The 16,640-nt window shown below is 70.5% G+C and carries 15 protein-coding genes; 8 read left to right on the forward strand and 7 right to left on the reverse strand.

Going from position 1 to position 16,640, the window contains the following annotated elements; genetic code table 11:
* Nucleotides 1–246: 246 nt before the first annotated feature.
* The 3 genes from LO772_RS10405 (at nucleotide 247) to LO772_RS10415 (ending at nucleotide 4,571) form a co-directional block, all read left to right on the forward strand.
* Nucleotides 247–2,061 carry an alkyl/aryl-sulfatase gene (locus LO772_RS10405; RefSeq protein WP_231778115.1) on the forward strand — a complete coding sequence of 605 codons (1,815 nt, stop codon included), beginning with the start codon at nucleotides 247–249 and terminating at the stop codon, nucleotides 2,059–2,061.
* Between the two features lie 111 nt (nucleotides 2,062–2,172).
* Nucleotides 2,173–2,850 (forward strand): GAP family protein, encoded by a 678-nt coding sequence (locus tag LO772_RS10410; RefSeq protein ID WP_231778116.1) that lies wholly within the window; start codon nucleotides 2,173–2,175, stop codon nucleotides 2,848–2,850.
* Nucleotides 2,847–4,571, forward strand: coding sequence for a SulP family inorganic anion transporter (locus LO772_RS10415; protein ID WP_231778117.1), 1,725 nt, complete (start codon nucleotides 2,847–2,849; stop codon nucleotides 4,569–4,571). The genes LO772_RS10410 and LO772_RS10415 overlap by 4 nt, the downstream gene beginning before the upstream one ends.
* Nucleotides 4,572–4,800: 229 nt before the next feature.
* Here the strand turns inward: LO772_RS10415 and LO772_RS10420 are convergent, their stop codons facing one another.
* The 3 genes from LO772_RS10420 to LO772_RS10430 form a co-directional block, all read right to left on the reverse strand.
* Nucleotides 4,801–6,390 (reverse strand): carboxylesterase/lipase family protein, encoded by a 1,590-nt coding sequence (locus LO772_RS10420; protein WP_231778118.1) that lies wholly within the window; start codon nucleotides 6,388–6,390, stop codon nucleotides 4,801–4,803.
* Between the two features lie 168 nt (nucleotides 6,391–6,558).
* The gene (locus tag LO772_RS10425; protein ID WP_231778119.1) at nucleotides 6,559–8,052 is read right to left on the reverse strand and encodes a glycoside hydrolase family 43 protein; all 1,494 of its coding nucleotides are present in this window, start codon (nucleotides 8,050–8,052) and stop codon (nucleotides 6,559–6,561) included.
* Between the two features lie 148 nt (nucleotides 8,053–8,200).
* The gene (locus LO772_RS10430) at nucleotides 8,201–8,761 is read right to left on the reverse strand and encodes a TetR/AcrR family transcriptional regulator (protein ID WP_231778120.1); all 561 of its coding nucleotides are present in this window, start codon (nucleotides 8,759–8,761) and stop codon (nucleotides 8,201–8,203) included.
* A 112-nt stretch (nucleotides 8,762–8,873) separates the two neighbouring features.
* Here LO772_RS10430 and LO772_RS10435 point away from each other — a divergent pair, with 112 nt between their 5' ends.
* From LO772_RS10435 to LO772_RS10450, 4 genes are all read left to right on the forward strand, one after another.
* Nucleotides 8,874–9,560: an SDR family oxidoreductase gene (locus LO772_RS10435; protein WP_231778121.1), complete on the forward strand. Its 687-nt coding sequence runs from the start codon at nucleotides 8,874–8,876 to the stop codon at nucleotides 9,558–9,560.
* A gap of 51 nt (nucleotides 9,561–9,611) precedes the next feature.
* The gene (locus LO772_RS10440) at nucleotides 9,612–10,667 is read left to right on the forward strand and encodes an aldo/keto reductase (protein ID WP_231778122.1); all 1,056 of its coding nucleotides are present in this window, start codon (nucleotides 9,612–9,614) and stop codon (nucleotides 10,665–10,667) included.
* Between the two features lie 106 nt (nucleotides 10,668–10,773).
* Nucleotides 10,774–11,778 carry an NADP-dependent oxidoreductase gene (locus LO772_RS10445; protein ID WP_231778123.1) on the forward strand — a complete coding sequence of 335 codons (1,005 nt, stop codon included), beginning with the start codon at nucleotides 10,774–10,776 and terminating at the stop codon, nucleotides 11,776–11,778.
* A 62-nt stretch (nucleotides 11,779–11,840) separates the two neighbouring features.
* Nucleotides 11,841–12,713 carry an alpha/beta fold hydrolase gene (locus LO772_RS10450; protein WP_231778124.1) on the forward strand — a complete coding sequence of 291 codons (873 nt, stop codon included), beginning with the start codon at nucleotides 11,841–11,843 and terminating at the stop codon, nucleotides 12,711–12,713.
* Between the two features lie 105 nt (nucleotides 12,714–12,818).
* Here LO772_RS10450 and LO772_RS10455 read toward each other — a convergent pair whose 3' ends face one another.
* A complete protein-coding gene (locus tag LO772_RS10455) occupies nucleotides 12,819–13,313 on the reverse strand; it encodes a PaaI family thioesterase (RefSeq protein ID WP_231778125.1) in 495 nt (164 codons plus the stop codon).
* Nucleotides 13,314–13,406: 93 nt separating this feature from the next.
* On the opposite strand from LO772_RS10455, the gene LO772_RS10460 reads away from it, so the two are divergent.
* Nucleotides 13,407–13,889, forward strand: a complete 483-nt coding sequence (locus LO772_RS10460) for a winged helix-turn-helix transcriptional regulator (protein WP_231778126.1) — start codon at nucleotides 13,407–13,409, stop codon at nucleotides 13,887–13,889.
* Nucleotides 13,890–13,976: 87 nt separating this feature from the next.
* Here LO772_RS10460 and LO772_RS10465 read toward each other — a convergent pair whose 3' ends face one another.
* From LO772_RS10465 to LO772_RS35760, 3 genes are all read right to left on the reverse strand, one after another.
* Nucleotides 13,977–14,735 carry a sulfite exporter TauE/SafE family protein gene (locus LO772_RS10465; RefSeq protein ID WP_231778127.1) on the reverse strand — a complete coding sequence of 253 codons (759 nt, stop codon included), beginning with the start codon at nucleotides 14,733–14,735 and terminating at the stop codon, nucleotides 13,977–13,979.
* 84 nt (nucleotides 14,736–14,819) lie between these two features.
* A complete protein-coding gene (locus tag LO772_RS10470) occupies nucleotides 14,820–16,322 on the reverse strand; it encodes an alpha/beta hydrolase domain-containing protein (protein WP_231778128.1) in 1,503 nt (500 codons plus the stop codon).
* 71 nt (nucleotides 16,323–16,393) lie between these two features.
* Complete coding sequence (locus LO772_RS35760) at nucleotides 16,394–16,519, reverse strand: hypothetical protein (RefSeq protein ID WP_269453183.1); 126 nt, start codon at nucleotides 16,517–16,519, stop codon at nucleotides 16,394–16,396.
* Between the last annotated feature and the right edge of the window lie 121 nt (nucleotides 16,520–16,640).

The following is a 16,640-nucleotide window of genomic DNA, read 5'->3' on the forward strand; positions in this document are numbered from 1 at the left end:
CGTGTATACGGTGCGGCGAGCGGTGTAGATGCGTTTCGGCTGTCCTGGTGGTCTTCGGAGCCGTCGTCAGTTGCGCCGTCGCAGCGGTGTCACCGACCGCTCGTAGGCAGCCCGCGGGCCTGTTGCAGTTCCAGCGACAGCTCAGCGTTGATCTGACGCAGCAGCCGTGAGGTCGCTTCCTCTGCGGCCAGCGCATTTGCGACGCGACCGTTTCCTTTTGACCGCTTTCGGGGATTTCTTGCCCTCATGGTGGATCTTTCATTTGAAGACCGGACCGACTTCGAGAACGCGGACCGGGGGCGGGTCGCTTCGCTGACGCCCGGGATCGTGCAGGCCGGGGACGGGCGGGTGGTGTGGGACAACGACGTGTTCGCGTTCCTGGACGGGCCGTGTCCGGACACAGCGAACCCGTCGTTGTGGCGGCAGTCGCAGTTGTGCGCCCGTCAGGGCCTGTTCGAGGTGACCGAGGGCATCTACCAGATCCGCGGACTGGACCTGTCGAACATGACCCTGGTCGAAGGCGAGACCGGCGTGGTCGTGATCGACCCGCTGGTGTCCGCGGAGACCGCCGCCGCGGCGCTCGCCCTGTACCGGGAGACCCGCGGGGAACGGCCGGTCACCGGGTTGATTTACACCCACTCCCACGTCGACCACTTCGGCGGCGCGGCCGGGATCATCCCGGCGGACAACCCCCAGGGCGTCCCGATCCTCGCACCTGCGGGGTTCCTGGAGCACGCGGTGTCGGAGAACGTGTACGCCGGCATCGCGATGGGCCGCCGCGGCGTCTACCACACAGGCGTCCTGCTGCCGAAGGACGCGACCGGGATGATCGGCACCGGCCTGGGGCAGACCGCCTCGTCAGGCACGATCGGCCTGATCCCCCCGAACCGCGACATCACCCGCACCGGCCAGGAAGAAGTCATCGACGGCGTGCGGATCGTGTTCCAGATGACGCCCGGGACCGAGGCGCCCGCGGAGATGAACTTCCACTTCCCCGACCGGCGCGCCCTGTGTCTGGCGGAGAACGCGACCCACAACCTGCACAACATCCTGACGCTGCGCGGCGCGGTGGTCCGCGACGCGCGGGTGTGGGCGCGGTACCTGGCCGAGGCAGTGGAACTGTTCGCCGACGACACCGACGTCGCGTTCGCCTCGCACCACTGGCCGACCTGGGGCCGGGACAACATCGTGGCGTTCCTGCACGAGCAGCGGGATCTGTACGCGTACCTGCACGACCAGACGCTGCGGCTGCTGAACCAGGGCCACACCGGCACGGAGATCGCCGAGCTGATCGAGGCGCCGCCCTCGCTGGCCGCGAAGTGGCACACCCGTGGCTACTACGGGTCGGTCTCGCACAACGTGAAGGCGATCTACCAGCGGTACATGGGCTGGTTCGACGGCAACCCCGCCCGCCTGTGGCCACACCCCCCGGCCGCCGAGGCGCGGCGTTACGTCGACTGCATGGGCGGCGTCGACGCGGTCGTCGACAAGGCGAACCGGTACGCGGCCGACGGGGACCTGCGGTTCGCCGCAACCCTGTTGGACCACGCGGTCTTCGCCGATCCCGGCCACACCGCCGCCAAGCAGGCGCTGGCGGAGGTGCTGGAGAAGCTCGGCTTCGGCGCGGAGTGCGGCACCTGGCGCAACTTCTACCTGACCGGTGCCATGGAACTGCGCGACGGCATCGCACCGACCCCCACCAGCATCGCCGGGGGCATGGCCGCAGGGCTGTCGAACGAACAGGTCTTCGACTCGCTCGCCATCCGCGTCGACGGCCCCAAAGCCTGGGACACCGCCCTGACGCTGGACTGGGACTTCACCGACAGCGGCGACAAACACCGCATGGTGCTGTCCAACGGCGCCCTGACACACCAACGTCGCACCGACCGCACCACCGGCACGCCGGACGCCACCCTCACCCTCCCCCGCCCGGCCCTGTTCGCCCTGCTCGCCGGCAAGGGCACCGACGGCATCACCACCCGCGGCGACGCCAACGCGCTCGGCTGTCTCCTGGGGCTGCTCGACCAGCCCGACCCGAACTTCCCCATCGTCACCCCGTAAACCGCCGCGCCGCCCCCCACGCCGCCCCCGGACCATGTCGTCCGGGGACTCGCGACGCAGCCGACCGACAACGCGGCCGGACGGTTCACCGGCCCTTCACAGGAGGCACCCGTGGGCGATGCCATCGGTCAAGTCCTCAGTCCCGCGGTGGGTGTGGCGATCAGCCCGATCCCGTTGATCGCGATCGTCCTGATGCTCGCCACACCGCGAGGACGCGCGAACGGCACGGCCTTCACCGCCGGGTGGATCCTCGCGCTGAGCGGGGCCGTCGCCGCGCTTGTCGCGGTCGGCGCGGGCGGCGGAGCGGACGACGGCGGGCAGCCCGCCACCTGGACGTGGTGGGTCAAACTCGTCGTCGCGGTCCTGTTCCTCCTGCTCGCGCTCAAGCAGTGGCGCTCGCGGCCGCGCGACGGGGCCGAACCCGGGCTCCCCGGCTGGATGAAGACCGTCGACACCTTCAGCCCGGCCAAGTCCGCGGCTCTCGCGTTCCTCCTCGCCGTGGTCAACCCCAAGAACCTCGCGCTGGTCCTCGCCGCCGGCGTGTCCATCGCCGGGGCGGCATCGACCACCGGCGAGCGCGTCGCGGCCGCCACGGTGTTCGTCGCCATTGCGTCCTTGTGCACCGTCGTTCCGCTCGCGGTCTACCTGATCGGCGGCACCAGGGCGGCCGGTGTCCTGGACGGCTGGAAGACCTCCATGGCGCACCACAATGCCGCGATCATGGCCGTCCTGTTCCTCGTACTGGGAACCAAACTCCTCGGCGACGCCGTCGGTGGGCTGGCCGCATGAGCAACCCGGCGCCGCCGCACGCGAAGCAGTCCCAGCGAGCGTGCCGCCGGGCGTGGCCTGTCCTGGCCTGGCTGCCCGGCTACCGCCCGCAGCGCCTGGGCAAGGACACCGTCGGCGCGTTGACCGCGTGGGCGCTGATCGTCCCCGAGTGCGTGGCCTATGCCCAGATCGCCGGCGTGCCGCCGCAGAACGCCTTCTACGCCGCGCCGGTGGCCTTGCTCGCCTACGCGCTGCTGGGCACGTCGCGGTTCCTCATCGTCGGCGCCACCTCCGCCGCCGCGGTGCTGTCCGCGTCAACCGTCACGGAGGTGTCCACCGACCCGAACGACGCGGTCGCGCTGTCCGCGGCGCTCGCGATGATCGCCGGAGCGGTGCTGGTCGTCGCCGGCATCGCGCGGCTGGGGTTCCTCGCCGCGTTCCTGTCCGAACCCGCCCTGGTCGGTTTCCTGTTCGGCATGGCGCTGACCATCATCGTGCGCCAGGCCGCGAAGATCCTCGGCGTCGCGGGCGGGGACGGGAACTTCTTCGAACGCGCCTGGCATCTGCTCGCGCACACCGACGACTGGCACCCCGCGACGATCGCCGTCGGCGCCGCGGCGCTCGCCGCCCTGTTCGCACTGGAGCAGTGGCTGCCGCGCCTGCCCGCGTCGCTGGTCGTCCTGGCCGCGGGCATCGCGGTCTCGGCCGCGTTCTCCCTCGACGACCACGGTGTGCAAACCGTCGGGAAGATCCCCTCCGCCGTCCCGGTGCCCGGTTGGCCGGACATCCCCGCGGACGACTGGCTCGCGCTGACCGCCGGCGCGTTCGGACTCGCACTGGTCGTCTTCGCGGAGAGCTACTCCATCGCCGGGCGGTTCGCCCGCGACCACGGCGACACCGTGGACGCCAACCGCGAGATGACCGCGATGGGCGCGGCCAACGTCGCCGCGGGGCTCTTCAAGGGCTTCGCCGTCTCCGGCAGCGCGTCCCGCTCCGCAGCCGCGGAAGCCTCCGGCGGTGCCGGCCAGATGGTCTCCGTCATCGCCGCCGCGTTCGTGCTGGCGACCGGGGCGTTCCTCACCCCGCTGTTCACCGACCTGCCCGAACCCGTTCTCGGCGCCATCGTCATCGTCGCCGTCCGCAGCTTCCTCAAGGTCGGCGAGATGCGCCGCTACTGGCGTCTCGACAAACCCAACTTCGCCATCGCCGCCACCGCCCTGGTCGGCGTCCTGCTGTTCGACCTGCTGCCCGGCCTGCTCATCGCCGCCGGGCTGTCGCTGATCATGTTCATCGGTTACGCCTCACGCCCGCGCATCGCCGTCCTCGGACGCATCCCCGACACCGCCGCATACGGCGACATCGAGGACCAACCCGGCGCCCGCCCACCCGCCCGTGTCCTGGTCATCCGCCCCGACGGGCAACTGTTCTTCGGCAACGCCGACCGCCTCAAAGACGCCGTCCGCAACCAGGCCGCGCACACCGACCCCGCCCCACACACCGTCGTCCTGAACCTCGTCTCCAGCTACCGCCTCGGCATCCCCGTCCTCGACACCCTCGACGAGATCCGCACCGAACTCGCCCACCACAACATCGGCCTACGCCTGGCCCGCGTCCACCCCGCCATCGCGCACAGCCTTGCGCGCCACCCCCTCGGCACCACGCTCGGCCCCGACCACATGCACACCACCGTCACCGACGCCGTCCACGCCGCCCGACCCCGCACCGAGGCAAAGCCCGCATAGCTGCAGGTGCCGCTGCTCTACGTGCCGCGCACGCCGCAGCTTCCACTGAGGCGTGACGACGAAAGACGACGGCCTGACGGTCCGTTTGCGTCACCGTGTACCAGACGCACGCGACGTCGAACAGACCACCGCCGCCCAGCAGGCCCTGGTGACCGCAGATGCGCCGGATTGCGAAACCGCTTCGGCAGCGGGACCACCACACGACAGTGTCCGTCACGGCGAAACACGCTCATTCCCACGTTGCTTCGTGCCAGAACTCCGCTACATCCGCGGGGAGTTCGTCGACGGGCGCGGCGTCGGTGCCGATTGCTCGCGTAGGCTTCGCCGCCTTCGGGTCGTGCGTCGGCCAGCCCGGGTCGCCGTCGGCCACGAATTTCGCCCATGCCCCGACGTAGGCGTGGCGTACGGCCCGCTGTTCGGGGGTGTCGATGCCCAGCGCGCCGAGCTTGTCGAGAAGGTAGAAGCCGTCCGCGCTGTGGTGTGCGCCGCCTTTGGGGCCGAAGGGTTCGCCGGTGAAAAGGTAGCTGTAGGCGCGTCCGCCGGCGCGGGCTTGGGCGTCGGCCAGCCGGGTCGCGGGGGCGCGGTAGATGGCGTCGGTCAGGAACAGCGTGCGAAGCTCGTGCAGTTCGTCCCAGGGCTCCGGCAGGACCGCCGAGCCGTCGTGCAGTCGTGCGCGGTACGCCTCGACGAGTTCGGACGGTCGGCGCACGCCGGCGTTGGTCATCTCGTCGCGCAACTGTGCTTCGTGGCTTGGCCGGTAGGTGTCCCCGCTCAGGGCGGCGAACATCCGGAACTCGTCCCGGTTGGCTCCGACCAGGAGGGGAATGCCGGCGGCGCAGCCGTCGGCGACGGCGTAGTGGGGGTGCCGGGTGAGCACCTGTCCGTCGAGTACCACGCCCCAGCCGCGTCCGCCGGGGAGCCATCGCGTGCCGAGGTCGTTGTCGACAACCTGGCGTTGTGCGTCGAGGAGTTGGTCCAAGGGTACGTGTTGCAGGGCCGCCATGCTGTCGACCCCGAGGGTGGACATGAGGTCGCGGGTGACGGCGGTGGCGGTCTTGGCGGGGGTGACCCGTGCGGTGCTGCCGCTTTGCAGGGCCGCTTTGTGGAAGGTACCCGACGCGCCCGCCAGGGCGAGCAGGGCGCCGACGGAGAAGGCGCCGGCGGAGGCGCCCGCGACGGTGATGTTGTCGGGATTCCCGCCGAAGGCCGCGATGTTGTCGCGGACCCACCGCAGGGCCGCGGCCTGGTCTTGGAGGCCGAGATTGGCGCTGTGGGCCCAGTGTGCGGCGTCCGTCCCGGACGGCATCAGCCAGCCGAGGGCGCCCAGGCGGTAGTTCGCGGCGACGACCACGGCGCCGAGCAGGCGGGAGACCGCGGCTCCGTCGAATTTCGGCGGGGAGGCCGAGCCGGTCTCGAAGCCGCCGCCGTAGACCCACACGAGCACCGGAGCCCGGCCCTGGACGGACGGCGTCCAGACGTTCAAGTACAGGCAGTCCTCGGACGAAACCTCCGCCATCTGCCGAGCGGCCGCGAGCAGGGCCGCGCCGCGTTCGGTGCCGGCCGCGGTGCCGGGTGTCCCGGCCTGGCCGCTGCCCGGCGGCGGCATCACCCGGTTCTGCGGCGGTGCGGGCGCGAATTGCGTCGCGTCACGCGTACTCGGCCACGGTGAGGGCGGCTGGGGCGGGCGGAACCGCAGGGTGCCGATCGGCGGCGCGGCGAAGGGGATTCCGGCGAACACCGCGCCCTCTCCCGGCGCCTGGGAGCCGCGGACGACGCCGGATTTCGTGGTCGCGACCGGGTCCGAGGCGGACTTGTTCATGAAACCCTCCATGTACTGCTCGGCGTACCGCAAATGGTCGGCGCGCCGCATTGTGTTCGGGTCGAGTAGGAGCAGCCGGTTGAGCGGCGGGGCACGCGGTGGTGGGTCGTGGGTGCTCGGGCCCGATCCCGTCGGGGAACCGCATTCCGAAACCGGCCGCGTTGTTCGTCAGGCGGCGGGTTCGCGGGACGGTGTGGGGAGCGGGCGGTAGGTGAATCGCGTGAGTGTCGCGTCGGTTCCGAGGGCTTCGACGCCGACGACGCGGCCGGTGTAGCCGCCGGCGACCTCTGTGGACAGGTATCGGCCGTCGATGCTCGCGAGGGCGTGGAAACGTCCGGCGTCGAGGTACCCGAGTTCGAGGCGGTCGGGGCCGTTGTGGAGGCTGAGGCGTCCGGAGGTGTCCACGGCGCGGATGGCGAGCGGGTCGTCCGGGGAGATTCCGGTGTGGGAGGCGAGTTTCTGGTCGAACGGGCCGACGACGGCGCGTGCGGTCAGGACGTTGCCCTGTCGCTCGACGGCCGCCCAGTGCGCGTCGTCGATCTGCACCACCAGGGCCGCGTCGCCGACCGGGGCGGTCGCCTCGGCCTGCCACGCGGCGTCGCGGGTGCGGACCGCGAGCAGGTGCCGGGTTTCACGGGCTTCGGGCGGGCGGCCCGCGGCGAGGGTGATGCCGGGGTGTTCGTCGGGGTTCGGGTGCCGTACGAATGTGTGCGGGTCGGTGCCGGGGGACACCCAGCGCGGGTGCAGGCGCGGGCCAGTGAAGTCGTCGGTGAACGAAGTCGGTTGGGGCGGTACGTCGAAGGCGTCCTCGACGACGACCGGCCAGTCGTCGGCCCACTCGACGCCGGCGAGGAAGGTCTCGCGGCCGTTGACGTGGAACCTCGGGCTGCTGCCGCGCGGCCGGACGCCGAGGTAGACCATCGCCCAGCGGCCGTCGGGTAGTTCGACCAGGTCCGCGTGGCCGGTGTTCTGCACCGGGTGGCCGGTGCTGCGGTGACTGAAAACGGGGTTCGCCGGGTGGGGGTCGAACGGTCCGGTGATCGACCGGGAACGTGCCACCGACACGGCGTGGCCGCGCTCGGTACCGCCCTCGGCGATGACGAGGTACCACCACCCGTTCCGGGAGTACAGGTGGGGCGCCTCGGAGTAGGCCAGGCCGGTACCGGTCCACAGCAGGCGCGGTTCCGACAGCAGTTGTCCGGTCAGGGGATCGACCGCCGCCTGCATGATGCGGTGCGCGTCGGGCCAGGTGAGGAAGCAGGTGCCGGCCTCGTCCCAGGCGAGGTCGGGGTCGATGCCGTGCGCGCCCTTCGTGTACACCGGGTCGCTCCAGCCCTGGGCGGGATCGGTGGAGTGCACGATGAGGTGCCCGTCGGCGCGGTCGACGACGTTGGTGGTCACCAGCCAGAACGTCCCGTCCCGGTACCGCAGGGTGGGGGCGTACACCCCCGCGCTGCCCGCCTCCAGGCCGCGGACCACCTTCAGTTGCGTCGCGCGGTCGAGGGCGTTGCCGACCTGTTCCCAGCGGATCAGGTCGGTGCTGCGGAAGATCGGGACGCCGGGGAAGTACTCGAAGCTGGACGCGGCGAGGTAGTACGCGTCTCCGGCTCGGCAGATCGAGGGGTCCGGGTAGAAGCCCGGAAGGATCGGGTTGACGTTCATGGCCCCGTCTTCCTCAGGTCGGAACTCGTCGGCAAAGGCTGCCGCCAAGCGAGAACTCCGGGGCATCGGTTGCCGAATGTTGCCGTGAAGGCAGACATGGCGGGTGCCGGCTGGTTGACGGCTGCGTGCGGGTCTGTGTCCCGGCGGATCAGCTGCCTTCCGACAATGTCGCGCGGGCGGCGGCGAGGATCTCGTCGGACAGGGGGGAGCCCGCGGTGGCGCGCGAGAGGAGGAGTGCGCCGAGCATCGTGCACAGTGGGACGAGGCCGTCGTGTTCGTCGGTGGCGAGCCAGTCGGCGTAGTCGCGGATGCCCTCGGCGTAGACGCGGCGGGCCTCGTGACCGCCGTTCTCACGTGTCATGTCGGCGGCGAGGCCGGCGGCGGGGCAGCCGTCGGCCGCGTTGTCGCGGTGCTCGGCGGACAGGTACGCGTCGACGAACGCCTGGCGGACCGTGTCGGGTTGTCCGGCGTGCTGTTCGAACGCCGCGGCGTAGCGGGCGGCGACTGTGCGGAACGCGTGGGCGGTGGCCTCGTCGATGAGCGCTTCCTTGGAGGCGAACTGCTTGTAGAAGCCGCCGTGGGTCAGGCCGGAGGCCTTCATCAGGTCGGCGACGCTGACGTGCGTCCCCTGCTCCCGGATCAGGCGGGAGGTGGTCTCCACGACCCGGTTGCGGTTCTCCCGCGCCTGCGCCTGCGATACGCGCCCCATCGGGCACCTCCCATTTGGATGTCGATCGGCATCTATCGTAGGCTCATCTTAGATGTTGTTCATAATCTATTGGTGGCCCGGGTGGTCGGGCCCCGCAACACCGGGAGCAGACGTGGAACTGAAGGACGCGGTCGCGGTGGTCACCGGGGCGAACCGGGGGCTGGGCAGGCATCTGGCCGAGCAACTCGTGCAGCGTGGGGCGAAGGTGTACGCGGCTGCGCGCCGCCCGGAGAGCGTGGACTTGCCAGGTGTCGTTCCGCTCGCGTTGGACGTGACCGACGAGGCGTCGATCCGGGCCGCGGCCCGCATCGCGTCGGATGCGACGTTGCTGGTGAACAACGCCGGGATCTCCACCGGCACCCCGCTGCTCTCCGGGGACCCGGAGGCGGTGCGGCTGGAGATGGAGACGAACTTCTTCGGGCCGCTCGCGGTGACGCGGGCTTTCGCCCCGGTCGTCGAGGGCAACGGCGGCGGCGCGGTGCTGAACGTCTTGTCGGTGCTGTCCTGGCTGCACCCGGGCGGCCTCGGGGCGTACGCGGCGGCCAAGGCCGCCGCGTGGGCGCTGACCAACGCGGCCCGTGAGGAGCTGGCGCCCCGCGGCATCGCCGTGTCGGCGCTGCACGTCGGCTACATGGCCACCGACATGGCCGCCCGCGTCCCTGCCGAGCAGAAGGCCGACCCCGCCGACGTTGCCGCGCAAGCCCTGGACGGCATCGCGCAGGGCCGGGCCGAAATCCTCGCCGACGACATCACGCGACACGTCAAGCAGAGCCTGACCGCCGCGCCGAACGCGGCGTGAGAGACCTGCCTGCCCGATCCCGCACGCACCCACAGCACTCAAGGAGACCTGATGCGCTACACGACCTTCGGACGCCAGACCGGACTGCGCGTGTCCGAATACGCCCTCGGGACCGGGAACTTCGGTACGGGCTGGGGCGCCGGCGCGGAACCGGACGAGGCGCGCCGCATGTTCGACCGGTTCGCCGAAGCCGGCGGGACTTTCGTCGACACGGCGGACAACTACCAGTTCGGCGAATCGGAGGAACTGGTGGGGAAGTTCGTCGCCGCCGACCGGGACCACTTCGTCCTGGCCACCAAGTTCACCAACGGCGCTTCACCGCAGTCCGGCGTCTCCCGGACGGGCAACAGCCGCAAGAACATGGTCGCCTCGTTGGAGGCAAGCCTGAAGCACCTCGGCACCGACTACGTCGACCTGTACTGGGTCCATTTTCCCGACGACCTCACTCCCATCGAGGAGATCCTGCGCGGGCTCGACGACCTGGTGAGCTCCGGCAAGATCCTCCACGTCGCACTGTCCAACTTCCCCGCCTGGCGGGTGTCCCGGGCCGCCATCCTCGCGGACCTGAAAGGCTGGGCGCCGGTCGCGGGCATCCAGGTCGAGTACAGCCTCGTCGAACGCACCGCGGACCGCGAACTGCTGCCGATGGCCGAGGCCCTCGGTCTCGGCGCCGCGTTGTGGTCACCGCTCGGCGGCGGGCTCCTCACCGGGAAGTACCGCCGTTCCGACGAGGGCCGGCTGACCGACCTGAAGGCGGTCATCCACACCGAGGACACCGACCAGAAGACCGCCGTCGTCGACACCGTCCTGGCCATAGCCGAGGAGACCGGCGCCACCCCGGCCCAAGTGGCGGTCGCCTGGGTCCGCGAACGCGCCGACCGTGCATCGACCCCGCTCGTCCCGATCATCGGCCCGCGCAATCTCGCCCAACTCGACGACTACCTCGGTGCCTTGGACGTCCGGCTGACCGCCGAGCAGTTCACGCGCCTGTCCGACGTCAGCGCGGTGCGCCTCGGGTTTCCGCACGAGGCGATCGCCGGGGTCCGGGACACCGTCCGCGGAGGCAGCGCCGACCGCATCACCCTCCCGGCCGTACCGGTGGCGTGACGCCGAGGGCACACGAAGCCGACGCCATCCCTGAACAACCACTACTGCGGAGCCTTCGATGGACAGGAATCCCCGTCCGGCCAGAGGACGCGAAACGGAGAAGACGATGAGGGCCTTGATGGTCGAGCGCTACGGCAGCGAGGCCGACGTGCGCGTTCGTGAGGCGCCTGCCCCGCAGGTGAGTGCGGACGACGTCCTGGTCCGGATCCACGCGGCGGGCGTCAACCCGCTCGACACCAAGATCCGGGACGGGGAGTTCAAGCTGATCCTGCCGTACAAGGTCCCGTTCATCCTTGGCAACGACCTGGCCGGGGAGGTCGTCGAGGTGGGCGCGGCCGTCACCCGGTTCGCGGTGGGCGACGAGGTCTACGCCCGGCCCGACAAGGACCGCATCGGCACATTCGCCGAATTCATCGCGGTCCACCAGGACGACCTGGCACCCAAACCCGCCGCGCTGACCATGGAGGAAGCCGCGTGCCTCCCCCTGGTCGCCCTCACCGCGTGGCAGGCCCTGGTCGAACGCGCGCACGTGCAGCCCGGCCAGAAGGTCCTCATCCACGCGGGTTCCGGCGGGCTGGGCACCGTCGCCATCCAACTCGCGAAACACCTGGGCGCGCACGTGGCCACCACCGCCGGCACAGCCAACGTCGATCTGGTCAAAGGACTGGGCGCGGACGTCGTCGTCGACTACAAGAAGCAGGACTTCGCGACCGTCCTCCACGACTACGACGTCGTCGTGGACAGCCTCGGCGGCGAAACCCTCGCCAAGTCGCTGCGCGTACTCAAACGCGGCGGGACGGTCGTCAGCGTCGCGGGACCTCCCGACGCGGCGTTCGCCCGGGAGTTGGGAGCCAATCCGCTGCTCCGCCTGGTGATGGCCGCGCTGAGCTTCCGCACCCGGCGCCGCGCACGCCGTCTCGGGGTGACCTATTCGTTCCTCTTCATGAAGGCCAGCGGACGACAACTGCGCGAACTCACCGCCCTCGTCGACGCCGGCGCGATCCGCCCCGTCGTCGACCGGGTCTTCCCGTTCGACGAGGCCCGGGAGGCACTGGAGTACGTCGAAAAGGGCCGCGCGAAGGCCGGCAAGGTCGTCGTCACCATGACCTGACCCCGCCCCACCTGAGGACCACCACACAGAGCACGAACCACCGATCCGAGAGAGTCCCGGCCATGAACACACCAGGAACACCCCTGTCGTCGTACAAGGACACGCCGACCCGCTCGGTGTCTGTCGACGGCGTGGACTTCGCCTACCGGCAGCTCGGCCCCGAGGGCGGCGTACCGCTGGTCCTGCTGAACCACCTGGCCGCGGTCCTGGACAACTGGGACCCGCGCGTCGTCGACGGCATCGCCCAACAACGCCGCGTCATCGCCTTCGACAACCGCGGCGTCGGCGCCTCCGGCGGCACCACACCACGCACCGTCGAGGACATGGCCCGCGACACGGTGCTGTTCATCCGCGCCCTCGGCCTCGACCGGGTCGACCTGCTCGGCCTGTCGATGGGCGGCTTCATCGCCCAGGTCATCGCCGCCCAGGAACCGCGCCTGGTCCGCAAGATCATCCTCGCGGGCACCGGCCCCGCCGGCGGCCAGGGCATCGACAAGGTCACACCGCTGACACTGCGGGCCACACTCAAGGGCGCCCTGACCCGCAAGGACCCCAAGCAGTACCTCTTCTTCACCGACACCGAGGGCGGCCGACAGGCCGGACACGCCTTCCTGGCACGGCTGAAAGAACGCACGGACAACCGAGACAAAGCGATCTCGCTGCCGGCCTTCCGCGCCCAACTCCAGGCCATCAAACGCTGGGGCCTCCAGGACCCGGCCGACCTGTCCAACATCCGCCAGCCCGCGTTGGTCGCCAACGGCGAAAGCGACCGCATGGTGCCCAGCCAAAACCCCCTCGACCTGGCCGCACGCCTGCCCCACAGTGAACTCGTCCCTCTCTACCGGGATGCCGGACACGGAGGGATCTTCCAATACCACGACGAATTCGTGGCCAAGGCACTGGAATTCCTCGAAGCGCCCATCGCCGTCGCATAGCCGAGCGCGGATCGGCAGCGGTCGCCCGGCACGCTTCCGCGCTCCCCAGGTCGACAACGAAACGCGGGCACGTTCCGAAGCAGGCAGACACGCATCAGCGTCCGGTCAGGAATCAGGCAGCGGAAACAGCATGCAAGTGCTGGTGGCGTGGGCGAGCACACGATCCGTCGCATCGACCAACTGGGCTTGCGCGAGGGCTGTTTGACGCCCGCTGCTCACGACGGTGCCGACGGCGCGGACTCTGCCGGTGTCCACGGTGACCCGCCGCAGGAACTTCACCGTCAGGTCGAGTGAGGTGTACGCCACGCCTTGGGGCAGCGTCGACTGGACGGCGCAGCCGGCCGCCGAGTCGAGCAGGGTCGCGTAGATCCCGCCGTGCACGCTGCCGATGGGGTTGTAGTGCTCTTCTCCCGGGATCAGGGAGAACACCACGCGCCCTTTCTCCACCTCGTCGAGGCTGAAGCCGACGGTCGCGCCGACGGGCGCGCCGGGCAGTCGGCCGGCCTGCAATTCGCGCAGGAAGTCCAAGCCGGAGGAGCGCCCCACGGCGGCTGCCGTGCGTGCGGGGTCGCCCCACTCGTACGTACGTGTGCGTCCCACGGCCTTGCTCCTCCCGATCTGACTTCGAACGTTGAAGCTAGCCGGGGGCTCATCTGGCTGTCAATCGCGAAGTCAGGCTTCTACGATGCCGGGATGGAGTGGCTTGAGACGAGCACCGAGAACTGCCCGGTCCAGCTCACCCTCGACGTGGTCGGGGAGAAGTGGACGCTGCTGATCCTGCGTGACGCCTGCAACGGGGTCCGCCGCTTCGACGCGTTCCGCCGCCACATCGGCCTGTCGGAGGCGGTCCTCAGCGACCGCCTGCGGAAACTGACCGCCGCCGGAATCCTGAAGGCCGTGCCGTACCGGGAGCCCGGCAGCCGCTCCCGCGACGAGTACCGGGTGACCCGCAAGGGCTGGGACCTGTGGCCGGTCCTCGTGGCACTGAAGCAGTGGGGCGAAGCCCACATGGGTGAGGATCAAGGGCCGGTTCTCGACCTTCGGCACGAGCAGTGCGGAGCCCCCGTGCGGGTAGCCGTCACCTGCGAGCAGGGGCATACCGCGCTGACTCCCACCGAGGTCATCGCCAGACCAGGCCCGGCGGCCCGGCCGCACCGCGACCACCCCGCCGCGTGACAGCGGATCACCCCCGCTGCCCGCAAACCCCGGCAGACCCCGACGGCGGCGCAAAAGGGGTCGGCGGGGCACCCCGGGCTGGTCGGTTCAGGAGGCCAGCAGTCGGACGACGGCGATGATGCCGACGACGACGATGACTGCGCGCAGGGCGTTCGGTGGCAGCTTGCGTCCGATCTTGGCGCCGATCTGCCCTCCGATGATCGAACCCACGGCGATGAGTGTCACGACCAGCCAGGCGACGTCGGCGACGACGATGAAGATGAGCGCGGAGACGCCGTTCACCAGCATCGCCAGGACGTTCTTGACGCCGTTGAGCCGCTGGATGTCCTCGTGCAGGAACACCCCCATCAGCCCGAGCAGGAGCACGCCTTGGGCCGCGCCGAAGTAGCCCCCGTAGATGCCGGTGGCGTACACCGCTGCCGCGAGCAGCGGCCCCCCGTGCGCCGGCGGCGCCGCGTCCTGGCGCTCCTTGAGCCGACGGGACAAGCGCGGCTGGACGATCACGAGGACCAGGGCGGCGATGATGAGGACCGGCACGACAGCCTTGAACGCGCCCTCGGGGAGCGTCAGCAGCAGGATCGCCCCGGTGATCCCGCCGAGCACCGAGGCGATGCCGAGACGTATCAACCGGCTGCGCTGCCCGGCCAGTTCGCGGCGGTATCCGATGGCACCGCTGAGCGAACCCGGGACCAGGCCGATGGTGTTCGAGACGTTCGCGGTCACCGGTGCGTAGCCGAAGGCGAGGAGCACCGGGAACGTGATGAGCGTGCCCGACCCGACGACGGTGTTGATACCGCCGGCGGCGACGCCGGCCCCCAGGACGGCCAGTTGTTCCAGCCAGGTCATGCGAGTGTTCCTACCTGTCGAGGGGGCGGTCGCCGGTGGCGTGGGTGTTCAGGACGCGTTCTCTGCGGTGGTTGGCCGGAGTGCTCAGGGGTGGGCCGGGGCTTGGGTCCAGGTGGTGGTGGCTTCAGTCAGCAGCGTCTGGCGGTCGGTGTCGAGGAGGAACCGTTGTCGCACGAGTCGGGTGATCGCGGCGTCGTACGCAGCCAGGTATCGGTCGAGTGAGCCGTAGCGCTGCCGGAGTACGTCGGCGGTGTAGGGGCGCCAGCCGCCGAAGTTGCCGCATACCGCGTTGATGTCCTGCGTGGACACCGGGGACAGCACGGGGGGTTCGGGTGCGCCGAGGGGCAACTCGGCTGCGGGGAAACGTACTCCGCCGGTCGGGAAGCCGTCGTCGTCGACGCGGGGCACCGAGACGTTCCGGCCGGGCAGTCCGTTGAGCAGGGACGCATCGGTCGGCTGTGCCCCGGTGGCGAACAATTGCTCGGCGGGCATGGGTGCCCGGTGCCCGTGGACGCCGATGTGGTGTTCGAGGGCGACGAGGAGGGCCCGTGCGTAGGGTTGGCTGTCGATCGGGTTGAGCGGGATCGGCCGGCCGTTGTTGCAGCCGAACTGGCCGAAGACGAATGCCCCCGCCGCGGCGTTGGGCATCGGGGCGTGGGCGGCGGGCCAGTCGTAGCGGTGGTAGCCGTCGACAGCCCGACCCTGGCGGGAGATGTCGGCGCGCAGCCGGTAGTAGTCGGTGTAGGCGGCGACGTCCACGAACACCGGGTCGGTCTTCGGCCGTCGGAGCACCTGCCGGGGAGTCAGCGGCACCCCGTTCGGCCTGACGTAGGGCGTCTGGGGTCCGTGGTCGGCTGCGGCGTTGACGGCCAGTTGGTTGCCCGCGGCGTCCAGGGCGAGGGCTCCGTGGAAGACCCGTCCGTCGGCGTTGTTGAAGCCTTCGGCGACGAAGCCGGTGACGAACCAGGCGGCCTGGCTCCACCCGATCAGCAGCCGGTGCCGGTAAGTGCCGAGATCGGAGCGGGTCTTGCCGATCCGTCCGTCGCGCAGGAGCCGGCCGAAATCACGCATGATCACCTGTCCGACGCCCTGGGCGGTGGCGGGAACCCCGGAGGAGATGCCGGTCTGCCACTGCACGCGGGCGTAGGACCGCCCGTCGTCGAACAGGAAGCCCGAGCCCAGCCCGGACGGGTACGACACGTCCTGCGGCGCGCCGCCCGGCACTCTGAACGTGTTGAGGTTGCCGAGCATCACCGGCGTCCCCCGGTTCTCCGCCTCCACCACCACGTCACCGCGCACGCTCGGCCGCACCGGGCGAATCAGCTCGAAGCCGGAGGTATAGCGGAAGGTCCCGTCGGCGCCGGCGACCGAGCGCAGCCCCGCCACCGGCTCGCCCTTCGCCACCACGCCGGACACGGTTCCGGCCAGCCGCTCGTAGGCGACGCCGCCGAACGTGCCCAACGACTCCGCCCGGGTCACGGAGACCGCGGTGATGCCTGAACGGCCCCGGGTGTCCGCAAGGGCCGGACCGGACGTCGAAGCGGCCAGAGTCCCGGCGAGGACGAGCAGCAGCGGCAAACGGCGCATTCTCACGAAGTCTCCTGAAGACATGGGTCGGTGTGTGGGCACGGACAGTGACAGTGGTGGTCGTTCTCCGCTCATCCGACAGCCGCCGGGACGACGGCCACGACGATGACCGCCGCCACGCCGACCGACAGCAGCGGCGGCATCGCCTTCTCGGGCAGGACAGGGGCCGACCGGGCAGCACGGCGAGGCAGCGGCATGAGGTGTGCCGCGTCCCGTGCACCCGGTGACGACAAGCGCGGTCGCCGCGGCCAGGAGAACGGCCGCTCGGCGTCTGGAGGGGTGTGCGGGCATGGCGGGTTCCACTTTCCGGAGGTGGGG

The organism is Yinghuangia sp. ASG 101, assembly GCF_021165735.1.
Taxonomy (GTDB): domain Bacteria; phylum Actinomycetota; class Actinomycetes; order Streptomycetales; family Streptomycetaceae; genus Yinghuangia.